The 23067-nt window shown below is 51.6% G+C and carries 17 protein-coding genes; 12 read left to right on the top strand and 5 right to left on the bottom strand.

The window, feature by feature from the left end; genetic code table 11:
- The first annotated feature begins 11 nt into the window (after positions 1-11).
- From DU505_RS22360 to DU505_RS09960, 11 genes are all read left to right on the top strand, one after another.
- Positions 12-2363, top strand: coding sequence for a hypothetical protein (locus tag DU505_RS22360; protein ID WP_147273073.1), 2352 nt, complete (start codon positions 12-14; stop codon positions 2361-2363).
- Positions 2344-3933, top strand: a complete 1590-nt coding sequence (locus tag DU505_RS22355; protein ID WP_147273072.1) for a hypothetical protein — start codon at positions 2344-2346, stop codon at positions 3931-3933. Before DU505_RS22360 ends, DU505_RS22355 begins: the two co-directional genes overlap by 20 nt.
- Positions 3930-5201 (top strand): hypothetical protein, encoded by a 1272-nt coding sequence (locus DU505_RS22350; RefSeq protein WP_147273071.1) that lies wholly within the window; start codon positions 3930-3932, stop codon positions 5199-5201. Before DU505_RS22355 ends, DU505_RS22350 begins: the two co-directional genes overlap by 4 nt.
- Positions 5202-5214: 13 nt before the next feature.
- Positions 5215-6342: a glycosyltransferase gene (locus DU505_RS09995; protein ID WP_147273070.1), complete on the top strand. Its 1128-nt coding sequence runs from the start codon at positions 5215-5217 to the stop codon at positions 6340-6342.
- 18 nt (positions 6343-6360) lie between these two features.
- The gene (locus DU505_RS22345) at positions 6361-8079 is read left to right on the top strand and encodes a hypothetical protein (RefSeq protein WP_147273069.1); all 1719 of its coding nucleotides are present in this window, start codon (positions 6361-6363) and stop codon (positions 8077-8079) included.
- A gap of 25 nt (positions 8080-8104) precedes the next feature.
- Positions 8105-9310, top strand: coding sequence for a glycosyltransferase family 4 protein (locus DU505_RS09985; RefSeq protein WP_245947874.1), 1206 nt, complete (start codon positions 8105-8107; stop codon positions 9308-9310).
- Positions 9310-10521, top strand: a complete 1212-nt coding sequence (locus DU505_RS09980) for a glycosyltransferase family 4 protein (protein ID WP_114478848.1) — start codon at positions 9310-9312, stop codon at positions 10519-10521. The genes DU505_RS09985 and DU505_RS09980 overlap by 1 nt, the downstream gene beginning before the upstream one ends.
- Positions 10511-11785 (top strand): exopolysaccharide biosynthesis polyprenyl glycosylphosphotransferase, encoded by a 1275-nt coding sequence (locus tag DU505_RS22855; RefSeq protein ID WP_114478847.1) that lies wholly within the window; start codon positions 10511-10513, stop codon positions 11783-11785. Before DU505_RS09980 ends, DU505_RS22855 begins: the two co-directional genes overlap by 11 nt.
- 60 nt (positions 11786-11845) lie before the next feature.
- Positions 11846-13189: a UDP-glucose dehydrogenase family protein gene (locus tag DU505_RS09970; protein WP_114478846.1), complete on the top strand. Its 1344-nt coding sequence runs from the start codon at positions 11846-11848 to the stop codon at positions 13187-13189.
- Between the two features lie 90 nt (positions 13190-13279).
- Positions 13280-14533, top strand: coding sequence for an O-antigen ligase family protein (locus tag DU505_RS09965; RefSeq protein WP_114478845.1), 1254 nt, complete (start codon positions 13280-13282; stop codon positions 14531-14533).
- A 105-nt stretch (positions 14534-14638) separates the two neighbouring features.
- Positions 14639-15346, top strand: coding sequence for a lipopolysaccharide kinase InaA family protein (locus DU505_RS09960; protein ID WP_114478844.1), 708 nt, complete (start codon positions 14639-14641; stop codon positions 15344-15346).
- Positions 15347-15457: 111 nt separating this feature from the next.
- Here DU505_RS09960 and DU505_RS09955 read toward each other — a convergent pair whose 3' ends face one another.
- Complete coding sequence (locus DU505_RS09955) at positions 15458-16510, bottom strand: polysaccharide pyruvyl transferase family protein (protein ID WP_114478843.1); 1053 nt, start codon at positions 16508-16510, stop codon at positions 15458-15460.
- Positions 16511-16766: 256 nt separating this feature from the next.
- Here DU505_RS09955 and DU505_RS09950 point away from each other — a divergent pair, with 256 nt between their 5' ends.
- Entirely contained in the window at positions 16767-17879 is a 1113-nt protein-coding gene (locus DU505_RS09950) for a glycosyltransferase family 9 protein (protein ID WP_114478842.1), read from the top strand.
- 638 nt (positions 17880-18517) lie between these two features.
- Here the strand turns inward: DU505_RS09950 and DU505_RS09940 are convergent.
- The 4 genes from DU505_RS09940 to DU505_RS09925 form a co-directional block, all read right to left on the bottom strand.
- Entirely contained in the window at positions 18518-18844 is a 327-nt protein-coding gene (locus DU505_RS09940) for a helix-turn-helix domain-containing protein (protein WP_114478840.1), read from the bottom strand.
- A complete protein-coding gene (locus DU505_RS09935) occupies positions 18841-20187 on the bottom strand; it encodes a type II toxin-antitoxin system HipA family toxin (RefSeq protein WP_114478839.1) in 1347 nt (448 codons plus the stop codon). Before DU505_RS09935 ends, DU505_RS09940 begins: the two co-directional genes overlap by 4 nt.
- 524 nt (positions 20188-20711) lie before the next feature.
- Positions 20712-22046: an RNA polymerase sigma factor gene (locus DU505_RS09930; protein ID WP_114478838.1), complete on the bottom strand. Its 1335-nt coding sequence runs from the start codon at positions 22044-22046 to the stop codon at positions 20712-20714.
- Between the two features lie 455 nt (positions 22047-22501).
- The gene (locus tag DU505_RS09925) at positions 22502-23026 is read right to left on the bottom strand and encodes a DUF1269 domain-containing protein (RefSeq protein ID WP_114478837.1); all 525 of its coding nucleotides are present in this window, start codon (positions 23024-23026) and stop codon (positions 22502-22504) included.
- Positions 23027-23067 lie beyond the last annotated feature (41 nt).

Here is a 23067-nt window from a genome sequence, read left to right as displayed (position 1 = left end):
TTGGTATCTGCATGAAAACTAAAATAGTTAGCCCAAGGTTTTACTTAACCAAGCTAAAGAATAAACTTGATAGACATATTGATAAAAAAATAGATGAAAAGCTTAATGGCCAATGGCTAGACTCAGTTTTCAAAGATTACCATGAAAAATGCTTAAGTACTGTTTATGAAGAATATGATGAGGCTTGGTTTTCTGGGGCTTCAAAAAAATATAATCAAAGTCAGGCGTACGAACAATTTTTATTTAATTTCAAGTTGAGGCGATTTAAATCTGCTTCTAAAATAGCGTTAGGTATTGACTACAGTCTGTTGTCAGTTCCGCAGAAATTAGTGGTTATAAAATGTTACTATTCAAGTTTTTATGGTGTACTTGCAGATAAGTTGCTTGATGCTCTCTACGCAGAAATTTTGTACGGTCCAAAAAGAAATACAAAGCTGGTAGTCGCTTTTCTGGAAAGAGTAAGTATTTCTGGGTATGATTTCACAAAGAAAATATCTATTCTTCACGATGCAAAAAAATGGTTTAATACAAACGATACAAGAGAAAAAAAGGATTATTACGCTGTATTGTGGATTGAGTATTCGGTACATTATCAGGAAAACGGTGCTACAGATCCTAAGTCCTTTATTGAAGCCGAAGGTGTTGATCTCTATGACTGGGATTTATTAATTAAATTCATACCTTCGCTGAACGCTTTTGGGCATAGTGTTTTCGTAAGAAATAATCTAGTGGATTTATATAATAGAGAAGGGTTGAGGAATGCTTCTTATTTGAGTTTATTTTTTTCTTATCTTCAGGATTATATAGTCAATCAAGAGGATATAGAATTTGATATACCTCAGAGCTATGAAAGTGCGTCTCTTTTATCATTGTTACATTCAGGAAAACATCTGCATGAAAAAATAAGTAATAAATATGATGAAGTATATGATTATTTCATTCAACATTTTGGAAGCATGGATTTAAACACGCAGGATGCATTTCTTAAGTTTTTAGTAAAAAAAGAAAAATACAGTATTGTTTTACAATTAGCTAAAACATCTCTAAGGGCAGCTCATCTTATGCCTGTTTATGTAGCCAATGGTTTTACTGCGCTTGCTGCCGATGATTATTTTTCAGCTAGAGATAGTTTTCAACGAGTACTCGTTCAGGATCCATCTGATACATTAGCCGCAACGGGGATCCGCTTTGCTCTGCCCCGAGTTGGTAGATCTATGCAAGATATTATTAATCTCAGAGATAGGATAGGCTATGGAACTGCGGGAGCAGGCAGATCTGGTGCCCGAGATGTCAAAGGTGAACTGACTATTAGCCTTCTTATGTCAGGGGATTATATTAGAGGTCAATATTCAAAAAGGTATGCAAAGCATTGGTTAGCATTAAAAAGTCATTATGGTAATCGATTTCTTAACTATGAAAGGCTTAATGACAAATCTGGTAGTACAATTTTTTTGATTGGCGATGAAGGAGTCGGTGATGAAGTAAGGACAGCACAATTTTACACTGCATTATCATCATTTTATAGAAAAGTAATAGTTTCTTGCGACCCTCGCTTGTTAGATATTTTTAATAAATCTTTTCCAGATATACAGTTTATACCAGTTGATAGATTAAAAAATCTATCGGGAAATTTCAGCGTTGAAAAAAGTGTTCGTCTTAATGGGTTTGGAGAGAAAATTTCAAAATACTTAACTGAAGATTGCCGTTATTATCTAAACAGTTCCGATTTAATTACTTTTGGGCAAAATGTTTTTTTCAACTATGTGCTCGGTGATATTTTAAGGCCGAAAGAAGGTCCCTATTTGAGGCTTCCAAATTATAAGAATGTTATTCCTAATAACGATAAGTTAAAAATTGGTATACTTTGGAGGAGTCACATACGTACTGGTGCGAGAAAAATGATGTATCTTGATGTAAATGATTTTGCTCCGCTTTTGAAAATAGATGGTGTCGAGCTTTGGTCAATTCAGCATTCAATGGACGAAGATGAAATAGAATATTGCTTGAATAATGGAATAAGAACAATAAATGATATTGATATGTTTAATGACTTTCAAGCTTTTGGAAACTATCTATGTGACTTAGATTTGTTGGTAGGTATAAGTTCATTGCCAATTGAGCTAGGCGCCGCATTAGGAATTGAAACTTGGATGTTAGGTTTTTCTCCTGAGAACTATTTTCTTAGAACGGCAGGTGGTGTTAGTTCACATGACAGGTATACACTGAACTCAACTGTTATTGCACCTCCCTGGATAGATTTTTCTAATTCGAGAGAATTGTGTGTCCAGCAGGTTTTCGACGAAGTATTGAGATTTCTGGATATCATGCTGAAAGGAAAAGTGAATGAAATGGACGTCAATTAAATTAATTCGAAAAGCAATTGTCAAATTTAAAATAGCAATTGTTTATGCAGTAATCCGGTATTTTCCAAGTTTCGCCCGAGCAATTGTTGCCCGTGAAAAGAAGAATCTGAATGAGGTTTCAATCGCGCATCATGCGTTGTTATATTCAACTGACCCCGTAGTTACTCTCAATTTCTTTAGTCAAGAAATGGCTTTTTCGCGTTCAGTATTATGGTATTCGATTGTTTCGGTAGCGGATGCTCATACAGGCTGGCTTACTAAATTATATAATGCACATGAGTTAGTACTTGATAGGGAGCTTCGGCTAAGAATTCTATTGAAGATGTATGCATTTAAAGAAATAGAATTCAGTCTTGATTTTTCTTTCCTGTTGGGTGAGTATTTTTCAATTATATGTACATCTGATAAGCCCAGCACTTTAACAAGCGCTTTGTCTACGCTTGTTGTTGCTAAAGCCCCTGTTGAAGAAGTTGACTCTTTGCTAAAAGAGATTGGAGTTTTACCCACATCTTTAACGGAATTTCAAAAGGTTAAATTTTTAACGCGATTAGCACAAGCGAACGAAAAAAATAAGTTCGACTACTGGAAAAATAAGCTCGAAAAATCATTGTCATCACCTGCTGTGTTGAAGTTATCGCTGCTTAGCGCAAGTATATCGTACACAAATAAAATTAGTTTTAGCGAGCTTGAGCATCAATTTTTGTCTTTACCATACCATATTTCTAAAAAGTACAAGAACGATATCTTATATTTATATAAGGAAATTCCGAGCTCAAAAAATTTTCTTGAGCTAAGATTTAGTTCAGACAAAAGATCTCAGCTCTCCGAATTCATTGTAGATGCTGTTGGCAAAAATATATCTCTTTCTTATATGAGACTAGGTGATGGGGAGTGCTATGGAATGGCCGATCAGATTCACGTAGATGAGCAAGGTGTAACGCGTCAGGAATTGCATTGGTGGGGCCAGTACCTTGATATTGCTCTTAGGGAAGAGCTTCAGAATAGCTTTCTGCATGCAGTTGAACGCGCTGATATTCTAGGAGTACCCACTGTTCTTCGATTAATACGGGATTTTAATTTAGTAAAGCGTGACGCATATCCTTGTAATTCACTGATATCTAGAATTTTCTGCGTTATGAAAGGTGCTTCACCCTTTTTTGAGAATAAAGTGATAGTTGAAGATCAGAGTAATTTATTTCTTTTTGATGATGATTTCATTAACGATATTTTTAGAGTTGCTAATAAAGTATGTGTAGTATCGGGAGTAGATACCAAGTTAATCGAAAGGTGGGCCCCTGATAGTGAAAAATTAACTTGTATTGAGATACCAACTCACAGATTGCTGCGTGATGGCGATATAGGTAGTTCTGTTGATGGAATATTACCGCATGTATACAAAAAATATATAGATAGTATTGCATTTCATGCAGGCCCAGGAGTTGTGTTTTTAGTTTCCGCAGGATTTATAGGCAAAATTTTTATTGCTGAAGCAGCTAGCAACGGGGCTGTGGCGCTTGATTTTGGTCAGGCTTTAGTTTCTGCTGTACGTTATCAAGAGGTGAGTGTGTGAACTTGCTAAATCTCTCTCGTTTTTTTTATAAAGGCTTGAATAGAAATTTTAAAATAATTAGGTATGGGAATGTGCCTGATGTCTATAATACCCCTATTCTTCTTGAACGTTATTCTTTTGCTTCACCTAGTATAAGAGGATTTGTACTTTCGATTCAAGAACTCGCCAAGCATCTTTTACGGAGCGATCTCAAAATATATGAGATGCCTAATAATCCTATTATATACTGTGGTGCTTCAGCGAATAATGAACGAGAGTTTTTATTTTTTTCTCAATTAGTATTAGATGAACTGCCTGTTAATAGTTATGCGCGTGAAGAAAATCTTTCATTTGTGACTACGAAGGTTGCTAAAAAAACAAAATATGAGTATATCGTGTCGTTTTATTTATTCTTTTTGTGCCTGTTATATTTATTTCGTATCAAGTTGGGACCAATATCTTTAAAATACCTTTTTACGTATGCAAAGGTATTTTTGAATGTCTATGCAAGTACACGTCGGCAGGAGGTGAAGGTGTGTGCGTTGGTAGTTGCAAATGATCATACGGATTTTCCTGTCGCGGCGTCGATGATTATGCAGTACCTGGATATACCGGTTGTTTATGTTCAGCACGCTGAAGTTTCAGACTCCTTCCCACCATTGGATTTCAGTGTATCAGTACTCCGTAATCAAAAAACATTGGATATTTACCGGAGGATAGGTAAAGTTTCTGGCGATGTTTTCATCGTGCCTCGTAGTCGAAAAGTTCAAAATTTATCTGGAATGTTTCAAAATGCTATTGATAAAGTTTCAGCCGTCATCTACTTGAGCTCTGTGTTCAATCAGGACGCAGTTCTGCGCTGTGTTGATGCGTTGAAGACTAATGCTGATGTACTCAATATTGGAATTAAACCCCATCCGCGGGCAAGCGTGGACTTTCTACGCACTGTTAGCGGTGTTACTATTTATGACAGTACCCCGTCATTTGATCACATCGCCATTGTGCCTAATTCATCGGTTGTGATTGAGCTACTGGAAGCCGGAGTTCCTGTATTTCAGTACTTTGAGCTCGATGATGTTGGCCAAGATTATTATGGTTTTGTTAGAGAAGGAATTGTCCCTGAGGTTTCGATGAAAGATCTTTATGATCCATTTTGGGATTCCTTTTCTTATGATGAACAGTGGATATCCAAATTTTCAGCTTACAGTCCTTCGGTTAATGATTCTTGGCGCGATTCCTTCCCCGTGCTGATTGATAAGATGAAAAGCTATCTACGCTCAAATTTATAGCAATAGGTGTTTTTTGATCACTTCACTTTTAAAATACGTGTGGATTAGGCTACCCTCAATTCAAGGGTTCTTTTACAAGCCGCGCAAGCGAACTTATTTATTTCTTCCTATCAATGGGGCGGGGTTGGGGCATCTGACACGTTCGCTTGCTATCGCGCGGAGACTCCGTAGTGCACAGCCAGATGCTGAGATAATTTTTTTAACAACCAGCATCGGTGTGACACTGGTTCATAAGGAAGGGTTTCAGTGCCATCACATCACACCCTCTAAGCTACTCAAGACAGATGCAATTACTTGGAATAAGCTCTTTTATCGTTCACTTGTCAATGTGTTGAGCATACACCGTCCACTTTGTTTGGTGTTTGATGGTACTATTCCTTATCTTGGATTGCAAAGAGCCATGCACTCATATCCAAAGCTTCAGTGCGTGTGGGTCAAACGAGGCCTCTATAAGGACAGTGTCGATCAGGGGCATTTGAAGTCACTGGCATCCGGTTTTTCTTTGGTTCTCGCACCTGGCGAACTTGTGGCAGAAAATGAAGGACCAACTACACTAAAATTAGCTATTCATCAGTTGGGACCTATTTCATTACTCGATCGCAATGATTTGATGAATCGTGCTTTGGCACGTGATATTTTACGCCTACCTAAAGATCAACCTTGTGCTTATGTACAATTGGGTGCTGGAAATATTAATGGGATTGATGATGTCCAGGATAAAATTATTAGCAACCTGAGGGAAAAAGGTATTCGGGTCGTGCTAGGCCAATCGCCAATAGCATTGCATACGAAACCTGACTTACGTGCAGACTCGGTAATTGTCGATTACCCTAATAGCAAATATTTTCGTGCGTTTGATTTTGCAGTTCTTGCAGGTGGTTATAACTCAGTATGTGAAGCGGTAAGGCTTGGATTGCCCGCTCTGTTTATTCCTAACACTGAAACTGGTGCTGACGACCAATTAAAGAGAGTTCAGCAATCCCTTCATTACGGCCCCTACGAGATGATGGTTGAATATTCAAAAGAAGAGTTTGATTCAGTTGTGAAAAGATTATTGGAATGTCAATCTCGTGGTTGCGACTTGCCTGCCACTAATGGTGCTGTGTTAGCAGCCGAGTTGATTGGTCAGCATGGTGTTTAACAGACCTTGGATGATGTAATGACGAGCACTGTTTACTCCGTTGGTCGAGCCCTTCGCTGGTCAGTTACCCTGAGCCACAAATTTATGCGTGTGGTGCCTTGGTTGACTCTGCTAGCGGTTGTGTCCAGCATTTTAAGTCAGTTTTTTCTGCTGGCTGGTTTTTTATTACCGCTGAAAGTTGTTTTGCTCTTAGGTAGCGAAACTGTTCCCGTATATTTTCCTCCCGCATTTCAGAATGTCGGGCGAGATGGCTTGGTGATTTTTCTCAGTGTTGCCTCGGTATGTTTTTATCTGGCGCATCTCTTAACGGGTAAAATTGTCGAATTTGCTGCCACATCGGCTTGTGAGAAATTACTGAACCGAAGCAAAAAGCTGGCAATTTTTGAAAACCAACAGGAAATTGCATCTAAAGGCTACGCTAGGTACAGCCAAAATTTGGCAACAGTTGGTTTTGTTTCATTGTGCCTTACAGTCATGGCTTGGTTTTATCATGAGATAGCGGTTGTTATTATAATTTATGTTCTGGCATGTGTGTTGATTGTTTGTGCTATTGCTTCTTTTTCTAGTTCTTTTTATTCAAAGCTTTTTAAAGAATTGGGGGCAGTGTCCCGATTGTTAGGAAGTCTTGGGTTTCTTTTGTCATTTGCATATATTGTGCTAAATCATCTGTTAGGAAGTCCTCCAGGTATTTTAGTTTCGGTTATCGCCTTGTTATTAACGAGACAGACATTCGGGCGATTAGCAAACTTTGCTAAAGACATACAGGGGCTCTATGGGCAGAAGGCTCAACTCAGTGCCTTATTTTTTCATGGACATACGTTTTCCCAGAAGCCTATCCCACGTAATCAGGGTTTTTGGCCTCTAATTGAGCCCAAAGCACGTGACGCTTGGATCGAAGAAATACTGACTGAATTAGTTGGTTCTGAAAGATTCGAGGCTGAAACGCAGTGGTTCGATATCGGATTGCCCGACATTGTATGTTACCATGTGAAGGTATCGACTGATGGAGGAACTCTTGAGTATGTTATGAAGCTGTTCAATAGCAACCGATCTGCTTGGGCTAAGCATGAAGCTACTTTGCTGTCTAGTCAGGGTTCTATACCAACGGTTCCCATTGTAAAATTCACATTGGTAGAGGGGATTAATTGCCATGTTTTTGATGTCACTGGTCTTAAGCGATGTGGAAAAAAGGAAACCATAGACCAGGTTGTTAAGTTTCGCATTCGAATAATGGCCACGAAGCCTGAAAGCAATGTGGTTTCATTGTATGCGCGATCTCACCCTATGCTCTGGCACCGACTGGAGCAGCAGTCGATAATTCGAATGAGGGATTTGCTCGATCGTCTAGCGGACCCGGCTGCCGTCGCACAATTGTTGACTCGCCTGAATGATATAAAGCAGAAGTTGCGTTTTTTACCCCTGTCTCTTACTGTTCCTGATATAAAGCCGGGAATGTTATGGAAGGCTGGTAACAGTGAATATTTTTTAATTAATTGGACCCGGTGGAGCATTTCACCTATTGGCGAAAAGTTGCCCATATCGGCGCTGTATGAAAACACGTTTTCGTATAGTCTTGAGTTTATCGCTTCAGAACGTGAAGACATTGATAAAATCGAACCACATGAAGTTCAACTTTCTGCGTTAATCTCAGAATTCGATCAGCGTTTGCAGCGCGCTCGTTATGCCGAGGCTTACGCCTTGGTCTCTAAAATATTGTTTGCGGCCAAGCGCGGCTAAGTTATATTTCGTCATTGGAGGATTTGTGCCCCGGATTGCAATGTTCGTATGGAATGATGTTCAGAACGATGCTCGTGTAAAAAATGAAGCAAGTACGCTCGTTTCTGCAGGTTACGAAGTATATGTGCATGGGCTATTTACGCATGGTGTTACACCCCGAGAGGAAAAACTCTCATCGGGTGTCATGGTTATTCGCCATGGGCGTCAGCAAGGTGCCATACTTGCGAAACCAAAAAAGCATACAGCAAAGAGGAACCGGTTTGAGCTGTCTTTATTGATGATTAGCCGTACCTTTACCCATATCGGTGTTCTTCTGAGTCTTCTGAAGCAACGACCAGCAGTTGTACACGCTCACGACGTGAATGTGTTACCTACGGCTTGGTTAGCGGCTCGTCTTTGCGGCGCAAAACTTGTGTACGATGCTCACGAAATTAGCACTGGTCGTGAGGGCTATCGAAAAATTGGCAGACTCGTTGCTTGGATTGAAAAGACAATTATGCCCAAGGCGGCCGGGACAATTACTACCACGGACGCTAGGGCGAAGTTTTTTGCCCGCGCTTATAAAATACCAAGACCCCTAGTGCTACAAAATCGGCCCCGGTTGGCGATTGTTCAAGGAGATGAGCGAATTCGGGAAATGCTGGGCTTGTCTGAACCGTACCCAATCGTAATTTACCAAGGTGGCCAGCAGCCTGGGCGAGGGCTTGAGCGTTTGGTTAAGTGTTCAGTACATGTGCCTGGTGCATATTTTGTGTTCGTAGGTGGTGGTAGTCTTCATGAGGAACTGAAGCAGCTTGCCGTGTCTCTAGATTTGGATAACCGTGTATTTTTCATCCCGACCGTGCCGCTTGACGATCTTCCAAAATATACGTCCTCTGCGGATATCGGCGTGCAACCCATCGAGAATACCTGCCTGAACCACTTCACAACCGATTCTAATAAACTGTTTGAATACGTAATTGCCGGCTTGCCGGTGGTGGCTAGCCAGTTGCCCGAGATCAGCAAGGTGGTGCGTGAATATGACCTCGGCCTGTTGGTCCCCGAAGGGAATACCGAGGCGCTGGCCAAAGCCATTCATGAACTGGTACAGGATCCTGCTTTGAGGGAGCGTTATCGGGCCAATGCCCAACTGGCGGCCCAGTCGCTCAACTGGGAAGCTCAGGAAGAGTCCCTCGTAGCACTCTATTCAAGGGTGCTGCCTGCTGCACAGGTACGCGAGCCGAGTCATTGATGAAACCGGTTCGCCTACTGCTGCTCAGCTTCTACTACCCCCCCGATATCAGCGCCGGCGCCTTTCGTGCCCAGTCGCTTGTTCAGGCACTGGAGCATCGGCTGCCACAAGGCAGTGAGTTGCATGTGGTGACCACGATGCCGAATCGGTTCGGCATCGGTAACTACCAGGTACCGGCTGTCGAGAGATTGCCCGGTGGCAAGACGACCATCACCCGAGTCACCTTGCCGAGCGGCGGTAGTGGCATGGCCTCTCAGGCCTGGGCATTTCTCCACTATGCCTTTCGCGTGCTGCGCCATTCGAAAGAGCGCCGGTATGACCTGGTGGTGGCAACCTCTTCGCGGCTGATGCCGGCCGTGCTGGGGCGCTGGCTGGCCGCCCGTCACAAGGCAAGGCTCTATCAGGATATTCGCGATATCTTCGTTGACAACCTACCCCATGTTTTACCGCTTGGGGCGGGGCGCCTGCTGGCCCCGTTGTTTGCCGGGCTCGAACGTTGGGCGCTGGGTCCGGCAGATGGAGTCAACCTGGTTTCGCGGGGTTTCGAATCCTATTTCGTCCCTCGCTATCCACACCAGCGGTTTACCTGGCATACCAACGGGATCGATTCGTTGTTCGTCGAGGCAGTGGAGCAGGGCAGATTCATGCCGGCCGACCAACCACCAGTGGGTGGACCCTTGAAGGTGCTTTACGCAGGTAACCTGGGGGCCGGCCAGGGGCTGGAGCATATACTCCCGGGCCTAGCTGCACGGCTGACTGGACGAGCCGAGTTCCTGGTGATCGGCGATGGTGGCGCGCGAGCAGGGCTCGAGCAGGCGCTGGAGGAACGCGGTGTCACCAACGTCGAGCTACGCACCCCGCAGCCCCGGGAGCAGGTACTCGAGTTGTATCGGCACGCCGATGTGCTGTTCCTGCACCTGGACGACATTCCCTCCTTTACCCGCGTGCTGCCCTCCAAGCTGTTCGAGTACGCGGCAACCGGAAAGCCGATCTGGGCCGGTGTGGCCGGGTATCCCGCCAGTTTCGTGGAGCAAGAGATCGACAATGCGGTGGTGTTTCCCCCTTGCGACCTGGATGGGGCACTCGCCGCGCTGGAACGTCTTGAGATACACTCGCGCCCGCGGCCAGCCTTCGTGGCGAAATGGCGCCGAGACCGGATCATGGATGAGATGGCTACCGATATACTGGCATTGGTGATGAATGAAGCGTGAGTACGAGCGCCGCCATTCGCGGTGGTATGAGGTTCTGTTGCTAGGCCTGGGGTTGCATCTATTGGTGGGTATGCCGCTGGTCATCGGGCTACCCGCATTGGAGCGTTGGGGCTGGGGATTCTGGTACTACTTGCCGGATGTACGTACCAACACTATTATCGCCATCGCCTTGGCCTTTGTGGCCTCTGCGCTGACGTTGCGGCGTATGTCCCAATTCCCCGGGGCACAGTTGGCCGCCTATATCATTCCCACCGTTTCCATCGCCTTTCTGATCGCGGTGGCAATACTGTTCTTCGCTCGTGAAGGCTACACGCGGCAGGTGTTGTTCGGAGGCTACCTGGTCAGCCTGGCGTGGTTCTTCATGGGGTACTTCGTCGGCCGGCGCTTCCGTAAGCTTAAGCTCGCCCTGGTGCCGTTCGGTGATACCAAGCGGCTGCTGGGAACACGCCAGGTTGACCTGCGCATGCTTGATTCAACCGACCTGGAGGGGGTGCGTTACGATGGCGTGGTGGCCGACCTGCGGGCTGAAGACCTTCCTGCCGAATGGGAGCGGTTCCTGGCGCGCTGCACGCTCTGCCATATTCCTGTCTATCACATCCGCCAGATTTCGGAGTCGATTTCCGGTCGGGTGCAGATAGACCATCTCTCCGAAAACGAGTTTGGTAGCCTGCTGCCTTCGCTGATGTACGTTGGCTTCAAGCGAGTGTTGGATTTCATCGCGGCCATTCTGCTGTTGCCGTTGCTGCTGCCCTTGATGGCGGTGGTGGCCATCCTGATCAAGCGTGATAGCCCCGGCCCGGCATTTTTCTTGCAGCCACGCATGGGCTATCGCCAGCGGCCCTTCCTGATGTACAAGTTCCGCAGCATGTACCACGACATGAGCGGCGAGGATTTCACGATCTCCGAGGATGACCCGAGGATTACCCGGGTTGGCATGTGGATGCGCAAGTATCGTATCGACGAACTGCCGCAGATTATCAATATCCTGAAGGGTGAAATGAGCTTTATTGGCCCACGGCCGGAATCGGCGTCGCTCTCGGAGTGGTACGAGCAGGATGTGCCATTCTTCAGCTATCGCCATGTGGTACGTCCTGGCATTACGGGCTGGGCTCAGGTGGAGCAGGGTTATGCTGCCGAGATCGATGGCATGTCAACGAAGCTGCAGTACGACTTCTATTACATCAAGCACTTCTCGCTGTGGCTGGACGTGCTCATCAGCCTGAAGACCGTGCGAATATTGTTCACCGGGTTCGGGGCTCGCTGATTTGCCCGCTTGTCAGGCTGTTATAGCATTGTGCGGCGCATTGGTTGAAGGAGCAGGGTTATGAGAATTACCGTTTTCGGAACGGGGTACGTGGGCTTGGTGACGGGCGCTTGCCTGGCCGATGTGGGCCATGAGGTGCTGTGCATGGACGTGGATGAGGCCAGGATCACCCAGCTGGAGGCCGGCGAGATCCCCTTCTTCGAGCCGGGGCTCGAGTCGCTGGTGAAAGCCAATATCGAGGCCGGGCGGTTGCAGTTCACCACCGATCCCACCGATGCCGTGGCCTTCGGCACCCTGCAATTCATCACCGTGGGCACGCCGCCGGACGAGGATGGCAGCGCTGACCTGCGCCATGTGCTGGCGGTGGCCAACACCATCGGCGAGCTGATGTACGACTACAAGGTGGTCGTCAACAAGTCGACAGTGCCAGTGGGCACCGCCGACCGGGTAGGCGAGGCCATCGCCCGGAGGCTTGAGGCGCGTGGCGTGGGGGTGAGCTTCGATGTGTGCTCGAATCCCGAGTTCCTCAAGGAGGGTTCGGCGATCGACGATTTCACCCATGGGCCGCGGATCGTGGTGGGCACCGATGCTGAGAAGGTGCGGGAGCTGATGCGCGAGTGCTATGCGCCCTACATTCGCCTTCAGGAAAAGCTGATGTTCATGGACGTGCGGGCCGCGGAGCTGACCAAGTACGCCGCCAATGCCATGCTGGCCACCAAGATCAGCTTCATGAACGAGATCGCCAACCTGGCCGAGCGGCTGGGGGCCGATGTGGAGCAGGTGCGCCGTGGCATCGGCAGTGACCCGCGCATCGGCTACCAGTTCATCTATCCGGGCTGCGGTTACGGTGGCTCCTGTTTTCCCAAGGACCTGCGGGCGCTGGCACACACGGCAAAACAGCTGGACTATTCGGCCGAGCTGCTCAATGCGGTGGAGGCGGTGAACCAACGCCAGAAGCAGGGCATGTTCGCCAAGCTGCGCCAGGCCTTCGACGGCAAGCTCGAGGGCAAGGTGATTGCGCTGTGGGGGCTGGCCTTCAAGCCCGACACCGACGACATGCGCGACGCCCCCAGCTGCGACCTGATGGCGGCGCTCTGGGCGGCGGGCGCGCGGGTGCAGGCCTACGACCCCGAGGCCATGAAGGAGTGCCGCCGGCTTTACGGCGAGCGCGACGACCTGGTGCTGGTGGCTGATCGTATCCAGGCGGTGAAGGGTGCCGATGCCCTGGCGATCTGTACCGAGTGGAAGGAGTTCCGTACGGTCGACTTCGCCTGGCTCAAGCAGCAGTTGGCGCTGCCGGTGGTGGTCGATGGTCGCAACCTCTATGATCCGGCAATGATGCAGCGCGCCGGGCTGTTGTACTACGCCGTGGGGCGGGGGAGTTCGTTGAAAGCCAGGGAGTGATTTCGGCCAGCGTGACTAGTGGTATCATCCTCACGGGCGCCTTCTGGCGCCCGTCGTGTTTCTGGAGCAGATTGATGACGGGGGATAGGCATGACGGGGGTCTTTGCGCGCGAACGCGCCTTGATGGTGAACCAGTGGGCGCTGCTGCTGGTCTTGGCGCTGTTGATTGCCACGCCGATACGCAGCCATGGGGTGGTGGCACTGTTGATGCTCTATTCCATCGGGTATCTGGTCGTGCATCGCCATACGCTTGAGGTAGACCGGTTCGATTGGGTGGTCATTGGCCTGCTGTTGCTGTTTCTTCTCTCCCGGTTGCCGATTTTCTGGTTGGATGAGCAGCAGTCGCGCTATTTGAGCCCCGGGGCGCATATGCTGGCCCTGGTGCCGATCTATCTCATGTTGCGCCACCTGGTCTACCCAGTGGACCTGCCTCTATTCCGGAACAAGATGGAGATGGGGGTGATCCTGGGCTGCCTTGGTGCCTTTGGTGTGGCGTTATACCAGACCCATTGGCTTGGCCTGACACGCGCCGATGGTTTCCTGTTCAGCATCAACCTGGGCTACTTGAGCTGTGCCATGGCATTCCTGGCGGCCAGCCTGGTTCGTGGCAGCAGGCGCAAGGCCTGGCTGCTGCTGGCAGCGCTGGCAGGCGTATTGACCTGCCTGCTGACCTTGACCCGGGGGGCGATTCTGGCGATTCCGTTGCTACTGCTGCTGGTACTGGTACTCAATGCCGACAGGCTGGGCTGGAAGGCCATAGTGGGGGCGCTGGTCGGCGTGATCGCCCTGGCCATGCTAAGCTATGCCGCGCTGCCCCAGGTGGAACGTCGCGTCGATTACTCCCTGGCCGAGATACGTAATCTGGCGGAGGACAATATCGAGGCAGCGGTCTCCAGCGGTGGGCGTATCCAGCTGTGGACGGCTGCAAGCCATGCCTTCATGGAACGCCCGCTGATCGGCCTGGGCTATGCCGAACGCGAAGCACTGAATGCCGAGCTGGTGGAGCAGGGTGTGATCACCGAGTGGGTGCTTGGTGTCAGCCGCGGCCATGCCCATAGCCAGTACTTCGAGGTAGCGGCGACGGGGGGCGTGCTGGGCCTACTGGCGCTGGCGGGTTACCTGGTAGTACCGGGTATTTACCATTGGAGGCTGTATCGGCGCGACCGGAGCAACACCTGGTCGCAGGCCGGCCTGGTGTTTACCGCTGGCTTTGCCCTGTACAGCCTGACCGAAGCGGCGATCCACCATGAGATGATGACGACCTTTTATGCCTATATGCAGGTGATGATGCTGGTGTTGGCATTGGTACACCGGCGAGAGGCGCCAGCGTTTGGTACCTTATGACATCGTTCCTTCGACAGGTCGTTTCTTAGCCAGATCGTTTCTTTGGCAGACTGGCACAGGCCGGGATTTTGTACGTAGTGTGCGAGGTTGTATGGAGCAGTGCCAGTGAAGGTGGCTACAGTGAAGTTGGAGGGGCAGCAGCGGAGCTATCTGCTTTTCGAGTATGCTTCGTCGTCCACACCCTTGCACCTGTACAAGGATGAGCGCTCACGCCTGCTAGAACAGGTGGCCAGCAGCGAGATTTATTTCGATGAGTCGACGGGGACGATGGCCAAGGTCAAGAGTGACAAGCACCTGTGGCGGCAGAGACCGCTGCGCTGGTTCTTTCGCGACTTTATTGAAAAACGCCTGCTCTTCCAGTTCGAGGCTCGCAAGGAAGTTCGCAGCAAGAAGGTGGTCCGTGCAGCAGGCTTGTTGACCCCGCACTGCGTGGCCTGGGGGGTCTCCCTTAACCCCTTCAATCGGCGGGGTTCCCTGCTATTGATGGAGCACCTCGATGGTGTGATGACCGGTGAGCAGTACTTCAAGGGGTTGGATGAAGCGTCGCGCAGGCGGTTCCTGGCTCAGTTCTGTGAAGATATCATGCGGTTAGCCAGGGCGGGGTACGTGCATCGTGACCTTCATATGAATAACGTGCTGTGCAAGCCCACGGGCACCATCATCTGGGTGGACACTCACGTCAAGCCCATGCCGCGGGGAAACCGGGCGAAGTGGCGCGCGATCTACCGCTCGATCAGCCAGCGGGGGCTACTTGACGACCACTACCGCCAATGGATTCACGATGACATGAAGCAGCGTTGGCTTGCCAGTTAGGGGGACTGCGTCAGGTTTCGCATCATTTCAAGGTTTGCGCGGAATGTGAGATGGCTGCGAAACCCTGGGTCAAGTCGTTAAATCTGTCTGGCGCCCCCTGTTCGATGCACTCTACGTAGGTATCGTGTTCTTGAAGAGTGACAGATACGTGTCGCGAGTTTCTTCCTTATGGGCCTGAATGGCACGGCTTTTCTGTTCTATGTTCTCAATGGTGTCGCGGATCAACGTGTGAAGCTCGTCATATTCCGTGCCTACGTTTACCATGTCGGCCAGGAAGCCTTTGACGGTCGTCGAGCGTTCATCATGGGAGATCATGATGCCTGGAATCCCCATTGAGGCGGAAATGCCTATGCCATGGACACGATAGCCGATGACCAAATCATAGCGGTTGTAGATGTCGAGATAATCTTTCGCATCGTAAGAGTAGCGTATTTTCTCTTTCTTGAAATCATCCTTGAAGGGGGAGAGTTCATCAATGTAATGAGATACGAATTCAATTTCGTAATCGCTGCCGAAATCCCGTAATATCTTGTTGTAGACTTCGATCATGTACTGGTAAGTCTTGCTTGAAACGTTGTTGCAAGCTACAGCGCTGTCTGTGCCATACATCAGGCCTATTTTCTTTACCGTTTTTACCACCCTGGATTCCTTACTGGAAAAGAGGGCGGGGCAGGGAATATGGTGAGCCTCTATGGGGGCGAGGCCCTCTTTTGTGTCCTTGTCCCTTGTAGTCACCAGAAGGGCTTTCCGGAAAACATCCTGTTCATTTTCTGTAAAATTCTCATCAGTGAACGTGAATTTTCCACTGGTTCCAAGCCCTAGGAAAACAGTAGGCAGCTTGTGTTCAAGAATGGACGAATAGAGCTTCGTCATTCTTCTTCCCCGCCACTCCGGTGAGCCGGCGAATACGACCATGTCGGCGTAATCCATCGGCAGCCTGTCTTTCACGGAGTTGTCCAGAAACTTTTCGACAAAGTCCTTTCCCAGCTTGTTGTCGATTGCCTTTATGATATCGAACTTCCGGGCCCTGCGGGTTTGTGGGTTCCTGTTATAAATAATGGGATTGAAATCCCCGATGTGCTGAGAAAGAAGGTTGATACAGCCCATTAGAATGAATTCATCGCCTGGATTCCACTGTCTTGTGGTGGAAAATACTATATTCATTTCAACTCCCGAAAGGATAGTTGCCAATAAATGGGCAGGGTGCATAGGTGGAGAAAAAGAGAACAAGGTAGGGTGCCAGCCAGGGTGCGGTTCTGAGACATTTTTTTGCGTTTTGAATATGCGGGATAATACCGCTGGTGTGTTAGCGGGAATGGCATCTTATGTTACCCTGACCCCTATCAAATGGGGCCAGCCTAACGGAAAGTGCAGGTGTTTTCCAGCGCGGCGGATCGAGTCAATGGGGTGAGAGAGCAAGATGAGAAAATGGCTGAACGGTATCAGAGCGAGCCGGGATACGATTCGCAATGCTATCAGCCGCCGGCGCTATGACCGCCAGCGGCCACCGTTACAGGCTCCGGCCGACGTGAAGCGCGTGGTCTTCGTACGCTGGGATGCCAAATGGGGCGATTCGGTGGTGTTCTCTTTCGTGCCCAAGGCCTTCAAGGCCATTGACTCATCGATATCCATCGAGGTCATCACGACGCCTGAAATGGCGCCGCTTTTTCGCGACGTCTTCAAGGTCGATGCCGTGCATGAAACGCGGCGGAAACCGAGTAAGGAGAAGATGCGGCAGCTTGCGGAACGGGTAGGCGAGGTAGACCTGGTGGTGTATTTCAGTCATCTGGTCAAGCATCGGGACATGTTCCTGCTCAGCCATTTGAAAGCACGCCATATCGCCAGCCTGGACGATAGCGTCGGTCTGGTCGACCTCAAGCTGGGAGCGACTACCCATGGCCAGCATTTCGCTGAGAAGTATGCGGCGCTGCTTCAACGGTGTGGGGCGTCCCGCATCGATACTCGCTACATCGTTCCCCGCGATGACGAAAGCGAAGCGAGAGTCGCGCAGCTGATTTCAGCCCGGGAACGGCCCTTTGTTTGCATCAACGCCTATAGCAAGGGGCGGGCTCGCAGTCTCACCCGCGAGACCACCGAGCACTTGATTCAGAAGCTCCTGGTGATGTTGCCGGCGCATGATATCTGTGTGCTTTCTGCGCCGGGAAAGCAGGAGGAAGTTGAAGCTATCTGCGCGACGTCGAAGCACGGGCGGGTTTTCTGCCTGCCTGATACTCGCCGTATCCATGACAACATCGCACTGATTGCCCGGGCCGATGCGCTGGTTTCTGGGATTACCGCTACCGTGCACATGGCCGATGGCCTGGATGTGCCTTCCTTTGTGCTATTCCCCTATGATCCGGCTGACCGAGACGACTGGCATAGCCGACACCCCTTGTCTGTCAATTGGCTGGCAGAGCCAAGTGACCCGCTGGATGTGAACCAGATGGACTGGCCGAGAGCGGAAGCGGCATTGGAAGCGTTTTGCCAGGCTGTGGATGCGAATGCGAGGAAGGGCGCGTTACATACTGAGTAATGTTGCCTGGGGTGAGAATAATCTCTGGCTTATACCGTGCGCGTTGGCGGAGGCTGCGGCGTTGGCGATGGTCGCCGGCATCGGCAACACCGCCGGGAGGCCTTCGGCCTCCAGTCGCGATCTGAAGATGCTCCAACATTATAAAAAGCCGCTGTTGGAGCGCCGCTCCGCGTCGCGACTGGCGCCGGTAGGCGCCTTGGCGGGGCCGCTGGCGTTGGCGATGGTCGCCAGCACCGGTAACACCGCCGGGAGTCCTTCGGCCTCCAGTCGCGATCTGAAGATGCTCCTACAGTGACGTAGTTGCAGACCTTGTTGGAGCGCCGCTAGGCGCCTCGGTGGAGGCAGCGGTGGTTTGCGCATTTCACTGTTGGAGCGCCGCTTTGCGTCGCGACTGGCGCCGCTAGGCGCCTTGGCGGGGCCGCTGGCGTTGGCTATGGTGCGCCAGCACCGGTAACACCGCCGGGAGGCCTGCGGCCTCCAGTCGCGATCTGAAGATGCTCCTACAGCGGCGTGGTTTGCGTTGGTGGAGAGGATCGCTGTTGAAGCGCCCGGTTCGGCGTTCCGACTCCGCGTCGCGACTGGCGCCGCCAGGCGCCTCGGTGGAGGCTGCCCGCGTTGGCGGTTATCGTTTGCTGACGCTATTCCTTCTGATTATCCAGCGCTTTCTCCATCACCTTCTCGATCAGAGCACGCTGCCGTGGCATCAAGCAGACCTTCAGTCCGAGCGGGCGGAAGGCACGATTCATCACCGCGAGCGAGACGTTACCCTTGTCGCCTTCCATATCGGATAGCGTGCGTCGACTGATACCTACCAGCCGTGAATAGTCGTTCTGGGTAAGACCGAGCACATCGCGTCTCAGAATACGCAGTAGATCGCCTTCGCTGATTTCTCCAGCGACAAGGCGACGAGTGGCTTCGATCAATTTCTCTTCCCTCTCGTCTGGGCTCAGGCTCTGTCGTTTCATATCAGCCCCCAGGACTTGAGGCGGTAGTCCAGTGTACCTAGCCCTACGGCAGGCATGGTGAGTATCCGCTCCGGTACGCCATGTTCGTGCAGTCTCTCTTGCAGACCAATCAGTTTTCCGGCCAGGGCCTTGAGTTCGCTGATGGACTGTTCGGCAGGGGCCAGGTCATTCAGTGCGTGGGCTATGGCGATCCAGTCGAAATTGCCACCCTCTTCAAACGGAGAACCCCATCGTGTTGTGCGTGTCACGCCCTCGGGGTCGGCCTTCATGGGCGCGAAGTCATAGACGGGAGCGTGCCAGATCCCTTCCGGCCGCTTGCGCAGGGCCGCATTGCGCCCGTGATTGTCGGAATTGCCGAACGCGACATTGAGCAGGTCCCGCTCGAGCCACTCTATGACGAAGCTCGCCCGGTCGAAGGGCTCATTGAGCTCCAGGACTCGGTACTGGTTCTCCAGCAGTGCCACCAAATGGCGAATGACCCGGAAGTGATTGAGGTGGCTGCCGGGGGGCGCGTCGAAAAGGGAGTAGATGGATTCCAGCCCGAAGCGGGTCAGGCCGTTGGCATCTTGCGTGACGTCAAAGCGGGGTAGCCACAGCGATGGGTAGCGCTCGCCTTCGATCAGCTGCATGGCATCCGTGTCGATGGTGTCGATTCTGAGGCTGGCCAGCTCATGGTAATAGGCGAATTCCGTGCGAAGAATATCGCAATCATCCTGGCTGCGCTTTCCGCGGGGGAACTTCACGAGATAGTGCCTATCGAGATTGTGAGGGTCATCCTGCCAGGTATCTATCCATACCTCGTTATTATGGCTGCACCGGAGCAGGAGCTTTGGTGCTTCACCACCAGCGCCTGTGGCACCTCCGCTGGAAGCGCCCATCTGTTGCGCGTATTCCAGGAAATCCCCATGCCGGTCGATGACGTCTTCTCGTGTGAAGCGCCTGACATGAAGTTGTGAGCCTCTCGCTCGTTCGGGCACGGCTTCCTTGATTCTCAGGTTGCCAACCGGTGCGATGGTGGCGTGTCTCAACAACTCGCTGTCCTGCTGGCCTGTCGGCAGCCCTTGTAGCCCAAGGGCTGAAACCCAGTAACGGCGGCTGGCGCCGGCAGGCATGATATCTTCCAGGAAGCCGAACCAACGCTTGCCGTGGTGCTTCATCATCAGCTCAACGGGGAGTGTCAGGCTACAGGCATGCTCATCGTCCCGTAGCATCCACTCCAGGGCATATCCTTGTAGATAGCCCAGCCGGGCAGGGCCATGGGTGCCCCTGTCGGGTTGAAGCACCTCAAGCAGGGCGGCATCATGCCAGTGGCGATTGAGATAGATTTGAAGCGTAAGGTTCATGAAGCTTCCTGGTGAGCATTATTCTGCTCAATAATAGCTCATTCCTCAGAAAATGAGAAAAATAGTGCACTTATATTGGGAGGGTGCGTAAAAATAGGCAATATTATGCACATGACCATCTGGGAGTAGTGCCCGGCATCAGGGATAATCAGTGACGCTGGCGGTGATCGCGGACCCTGGCAACACCGCCGGGAGGCCTTCGGCCTCAGTCGCGATCTGAAGATGCTCCTACAGTGTGGTAGTTGCTGACCTTGTTGGAGCGCCGATAGGCGCCTTGGCGGAGGCCGCGGTGGTTTGCGCATATCACTGTTGGAGCGCCGCTTTGCGTCGCGACTGGCGCCGCTAGGCGCCTTGGCGGGGCCGCTGGCGTTGGCGATGGTCGCCAGCACCGGTAACACCGCCGGGAGGCCTGCGGCCTCCAGTCGCGATCTGAAGATGCTCCTACAGTGTGGTAGTTGCTGACCTTGTTGGAGCGCCGCTAGGCGCCTTGGTGAAGGCCGCTGTCGGCGATGACAGGGCCGGATCTAACGATGCGGCAGGGCAGCGATTGCGTTCTCCAGCGCTCTTTTTCCCTGGGCGCTGCCTTTGTGCTCTTCCCACCAGAGCTGATGTACGCTTCTCACCCTTACGCTAACGCGCTGTATTCCCAGGGTTTGGGCCATGGCCAGCCTGTGCAGGCCCTTGTTGATCTTGATCATGTCACCATGCCGGTCGATGGCGATCCCGAGCGCATCTTTACCCAGGTCGCTCTTGAAGCCGAAGCAGCTCATGTCTTCCATATAGAACAGGTAGCGTTCCAGGTAGGCGAGAATGCGTGCTTCCGAATCAAGCAGGATGCCCTGATGGTGCATGCGTAGCGGGCCGTCCTTTTCCAGCTTGCTCTTCAGGCCGGCATAGCTGTCGCTGGCGGTCAGGTCGAGCCGGTGGTTCCAGATATCGTGAATGAATTGATGCCGTTGGGTAGCGGCGAGGGCTGGGGTTTTCACGTCCCAGTCCCCAGGCCAGATAAAGAGATTGGAGATCTTGCGCCGTTGGGTGCGGTTCGGAAACGACGTGGGGTAGCTTAAGCCGCGGGTGAGCGTACTCGGGTCCATCTCGAGGTCAAGCTTGCGACCGAGATACCTTTCGACACTCCTGCGCGGCAGGCCCTGGTTCTCCAGCAGCGTGCTGCCGGCCTTGTTGTCGAGCCAGCGGTTGAATAGCTGGTCTTCGAATGGGCGCCCCAGGCGGCGTTTGAAGCCCTCCTTGAGGCGAAACGCGGCCCGAGAGCGGAACATGCGGGAACGCAGGGCAGGGTCGTAGAGTGGCGGATAGACTCGCTCGCCGGTAGGCGTCAGGGGCGCATTGCATTGTGCAATTTCAGCCGTGATGCGGTCGTTGAGTTCGCCCAGCAACCGGGGCGAGAGCGCCACGGCGGGCACCTGCTGTGACATCGCCAGTACCCTTGCGCCGCTGAACAGCGCTGGGCGAGGCCCGGTAGGTGAATCCACCGTTGTCGCGTCCTCGGCTTTCAGCGTACTGACCCGGTGTCTCATGGCCTGCTGTGAGCCATGCAGCGCCAACAACTGGTTATAGAGCCGGCTGGCGAATATGCCGTACAACCACTGGCTGGGCGCCGTGTCGCTGCCTAGCTCTGACAGATTGCGCCAGGCTAGCACCAGGGTGTCGCGGCACACTGTTTCATGGTGCCCTGGCTGTTCGAGAAAGCGAGCCGAAACGCCGAGCAGGCCCGGCAAACAGGCGCTTGCCAGGTGCTCGAAGGCTGTGAGGTCGCCCTCGATACAGCCTCCAATGAGTTTATCCAGTGACGTTGCATCGGCACTGGCTGGATGGGTAGGCGCGTGGTCGTTGCTAGCCAAGGCGGGTCTCGGGTAGGGAATGAAAACCGGCATTTTAGCGGAACGCACCATTGTTGTCTTACACGTGAGCCCGGCAGCAGCGTGGCTAGCGTTGGTGGAGAGGATTGCCGTTATTGGCAACACCGCCGGCAGGCCTGCGGCCTCCAGTCGCGATCTGGAGATGCTCCAACATTAGAAAAAGCCGCTGTTGGAGCGCTGGTTTCCATCGCGACTGGCGCCGATAGGCGCCTTGGCGGAGGCTGCGGCGTTGGCGGTGATCGCGGACCCTGGCAGCACCGCCGGGAGCCCTTCGGCCTCCGGTCGCGATCTGAAGATGCTCCAACAGTGACGTAGTTGCAGGCCTTGTTGGAGCGCCCGGTTCGGCGTTCCGACTCCGCGTCCCGACTGGCGCCGACAGGTGCCCTGGCGGAGGCTGCCAACGTTGGCAAATAACCTCCACCGGGCAGGGGAGGTGGTCAGTGCCCCTCAGCCACATTTTGTTTCTTGTCCCGGGCGCTCATCTTGTCGATGACGACTTCGGGGTGGTGGCGTTTGATCGCCGTCCTGAAGGTGTCTTCCTGCTCGTCGGGTACGTCGATGATCAGTAGCATCGAGCCTCGCCTGATCGCCTTGTCGAACTTGCTTACCTTGATGTCGCGTACAGATACGCCAACCATCGTGCTGGCCCAGACGCCGAACAGGGCGCCAAAGACGATCATGCCAAGGGTGAGCCAGACAATGTTGGTGTCGATGAGGATGAAGTGAGCGATCAGGCCCAGCACCAGGCCGAGTGCGGCACCGACGATGGCACCGCGCTTCGAGGCATTGACGACATCGGTGGTCTGGATCAGGGTGGCTGTGGGTACTCCTTCTTTCTCCAGGGGCTGCCAGTCCTTGCCCATGACATGCAGTTCGTCCTTGGTCAAGCCCATCGCGTTGAGTTCATCGACGATGGCCGAGGTGGTTTCCTTGTCAGGTATCAGAAAGTACAGGCGTTGCATCGCATCCTCCCTTTCCATGCTCGCCCTTGTCACAGGGCCTT

It is taken from the genome of Billgrantia montanilacus, assembly GCF_003336675.1.
Taxonomy (GTDB): domain Bacteria; phylum Pseudomonadota; class Gammaproteobacteria; order Pseudomonadales; family Halomonadaceae; genus Halomonas; species Halomonas montanilacus.
The sequence above is the reverse complement of the archived record's forward strand: the minus strand, read 5'-3'. Positions and strand labels throughout refer to the sequence as shown.

Bases quoted from the DNA above. Each gene is read 5' to 3' on its own strand.
- DU505_RS09980 (WP_114478848.1), top strand. From the start codon at position 9,310: ATGAAACCGGTTCGCCTACTGCTGCTCAGCTTCTACTACCCCCCCGAT.
- DU505_RS09965 (WP_114478845.1), top strand. From the start codon at position 13,280: ATGACGGGGGTCTTTGCGCGCGAACGCGCCTTGATGGTGAACCAGTGG.
- DU505_RS09940 (WP_114478840.1), bottom strand. From the start codon at position 18,844: ATGAAACGACAGAGCCTGAGCCCAGACGAGAGGGAAGAGAAATTGATC.
- DU505_RS22355 (WP_147273072.1), top strand. From the start codon at position 2,344: ATGAAATGGACGTCAATTAAATTAATTCGAAAAGCAATTGTCAAATTT.
- DU505_RS09970 (WP_114478846.1), top strand. From the start codon at position 11,846: ATGAGAATTACCGTTTTCGGAACGGGGTACGTGGGCTTGGTGACGGGC.
- DU505_RS22855 (WP_114478847.1), top strand. From the start codon at position 10,511: ATGAAGCGTGAGTACGAGCGCCGCCATTCGCGGTGGTATGAGGTTCTG.
- DU505_RS09935 (WP_114478839.1), bottom strand. From the start codon at position 20,187: ATGAACCTTACGCTTCAAATCTATCTCAATCGCCACTGGCATGATGCC.
- DU505_RS09925 (WP_114478837.1), bottom strand. From the start codon at position 23,026: ATGCAACGCCTGTACTTTCTGATACCTGACAAGGAAACCACCTCGGCC.
- DU505_RS09955 (WP_114478843.1), bottom strand. From the start codon at position 16,510: ATGAATATAGTATTTTCCACCACAAGACAGTGGAATCCAGGCGATGAA.
- DU505_RS22360 (WP_147273073.1), top strand. From the start codon at position 12: ATGAAAACTAAAATAGTTAGCCCAAGGTTTTACTTAACCAAGCTAAAG.
- DU505_RS22345 (WP_147273069.1), top strand. From the start codon at position 6,361: ATGACGAGCACTGTTTACTCCGTTGGTCGAGCCCTTCGCTGGTCAGTT.
- DU505_RS09950 (WP_114478842.1), top strand. From the start codon at position 16,767: ATGAGAAAATGGCTGAACGGTATCAGAGCGAGCCGGGATACGATTCGC.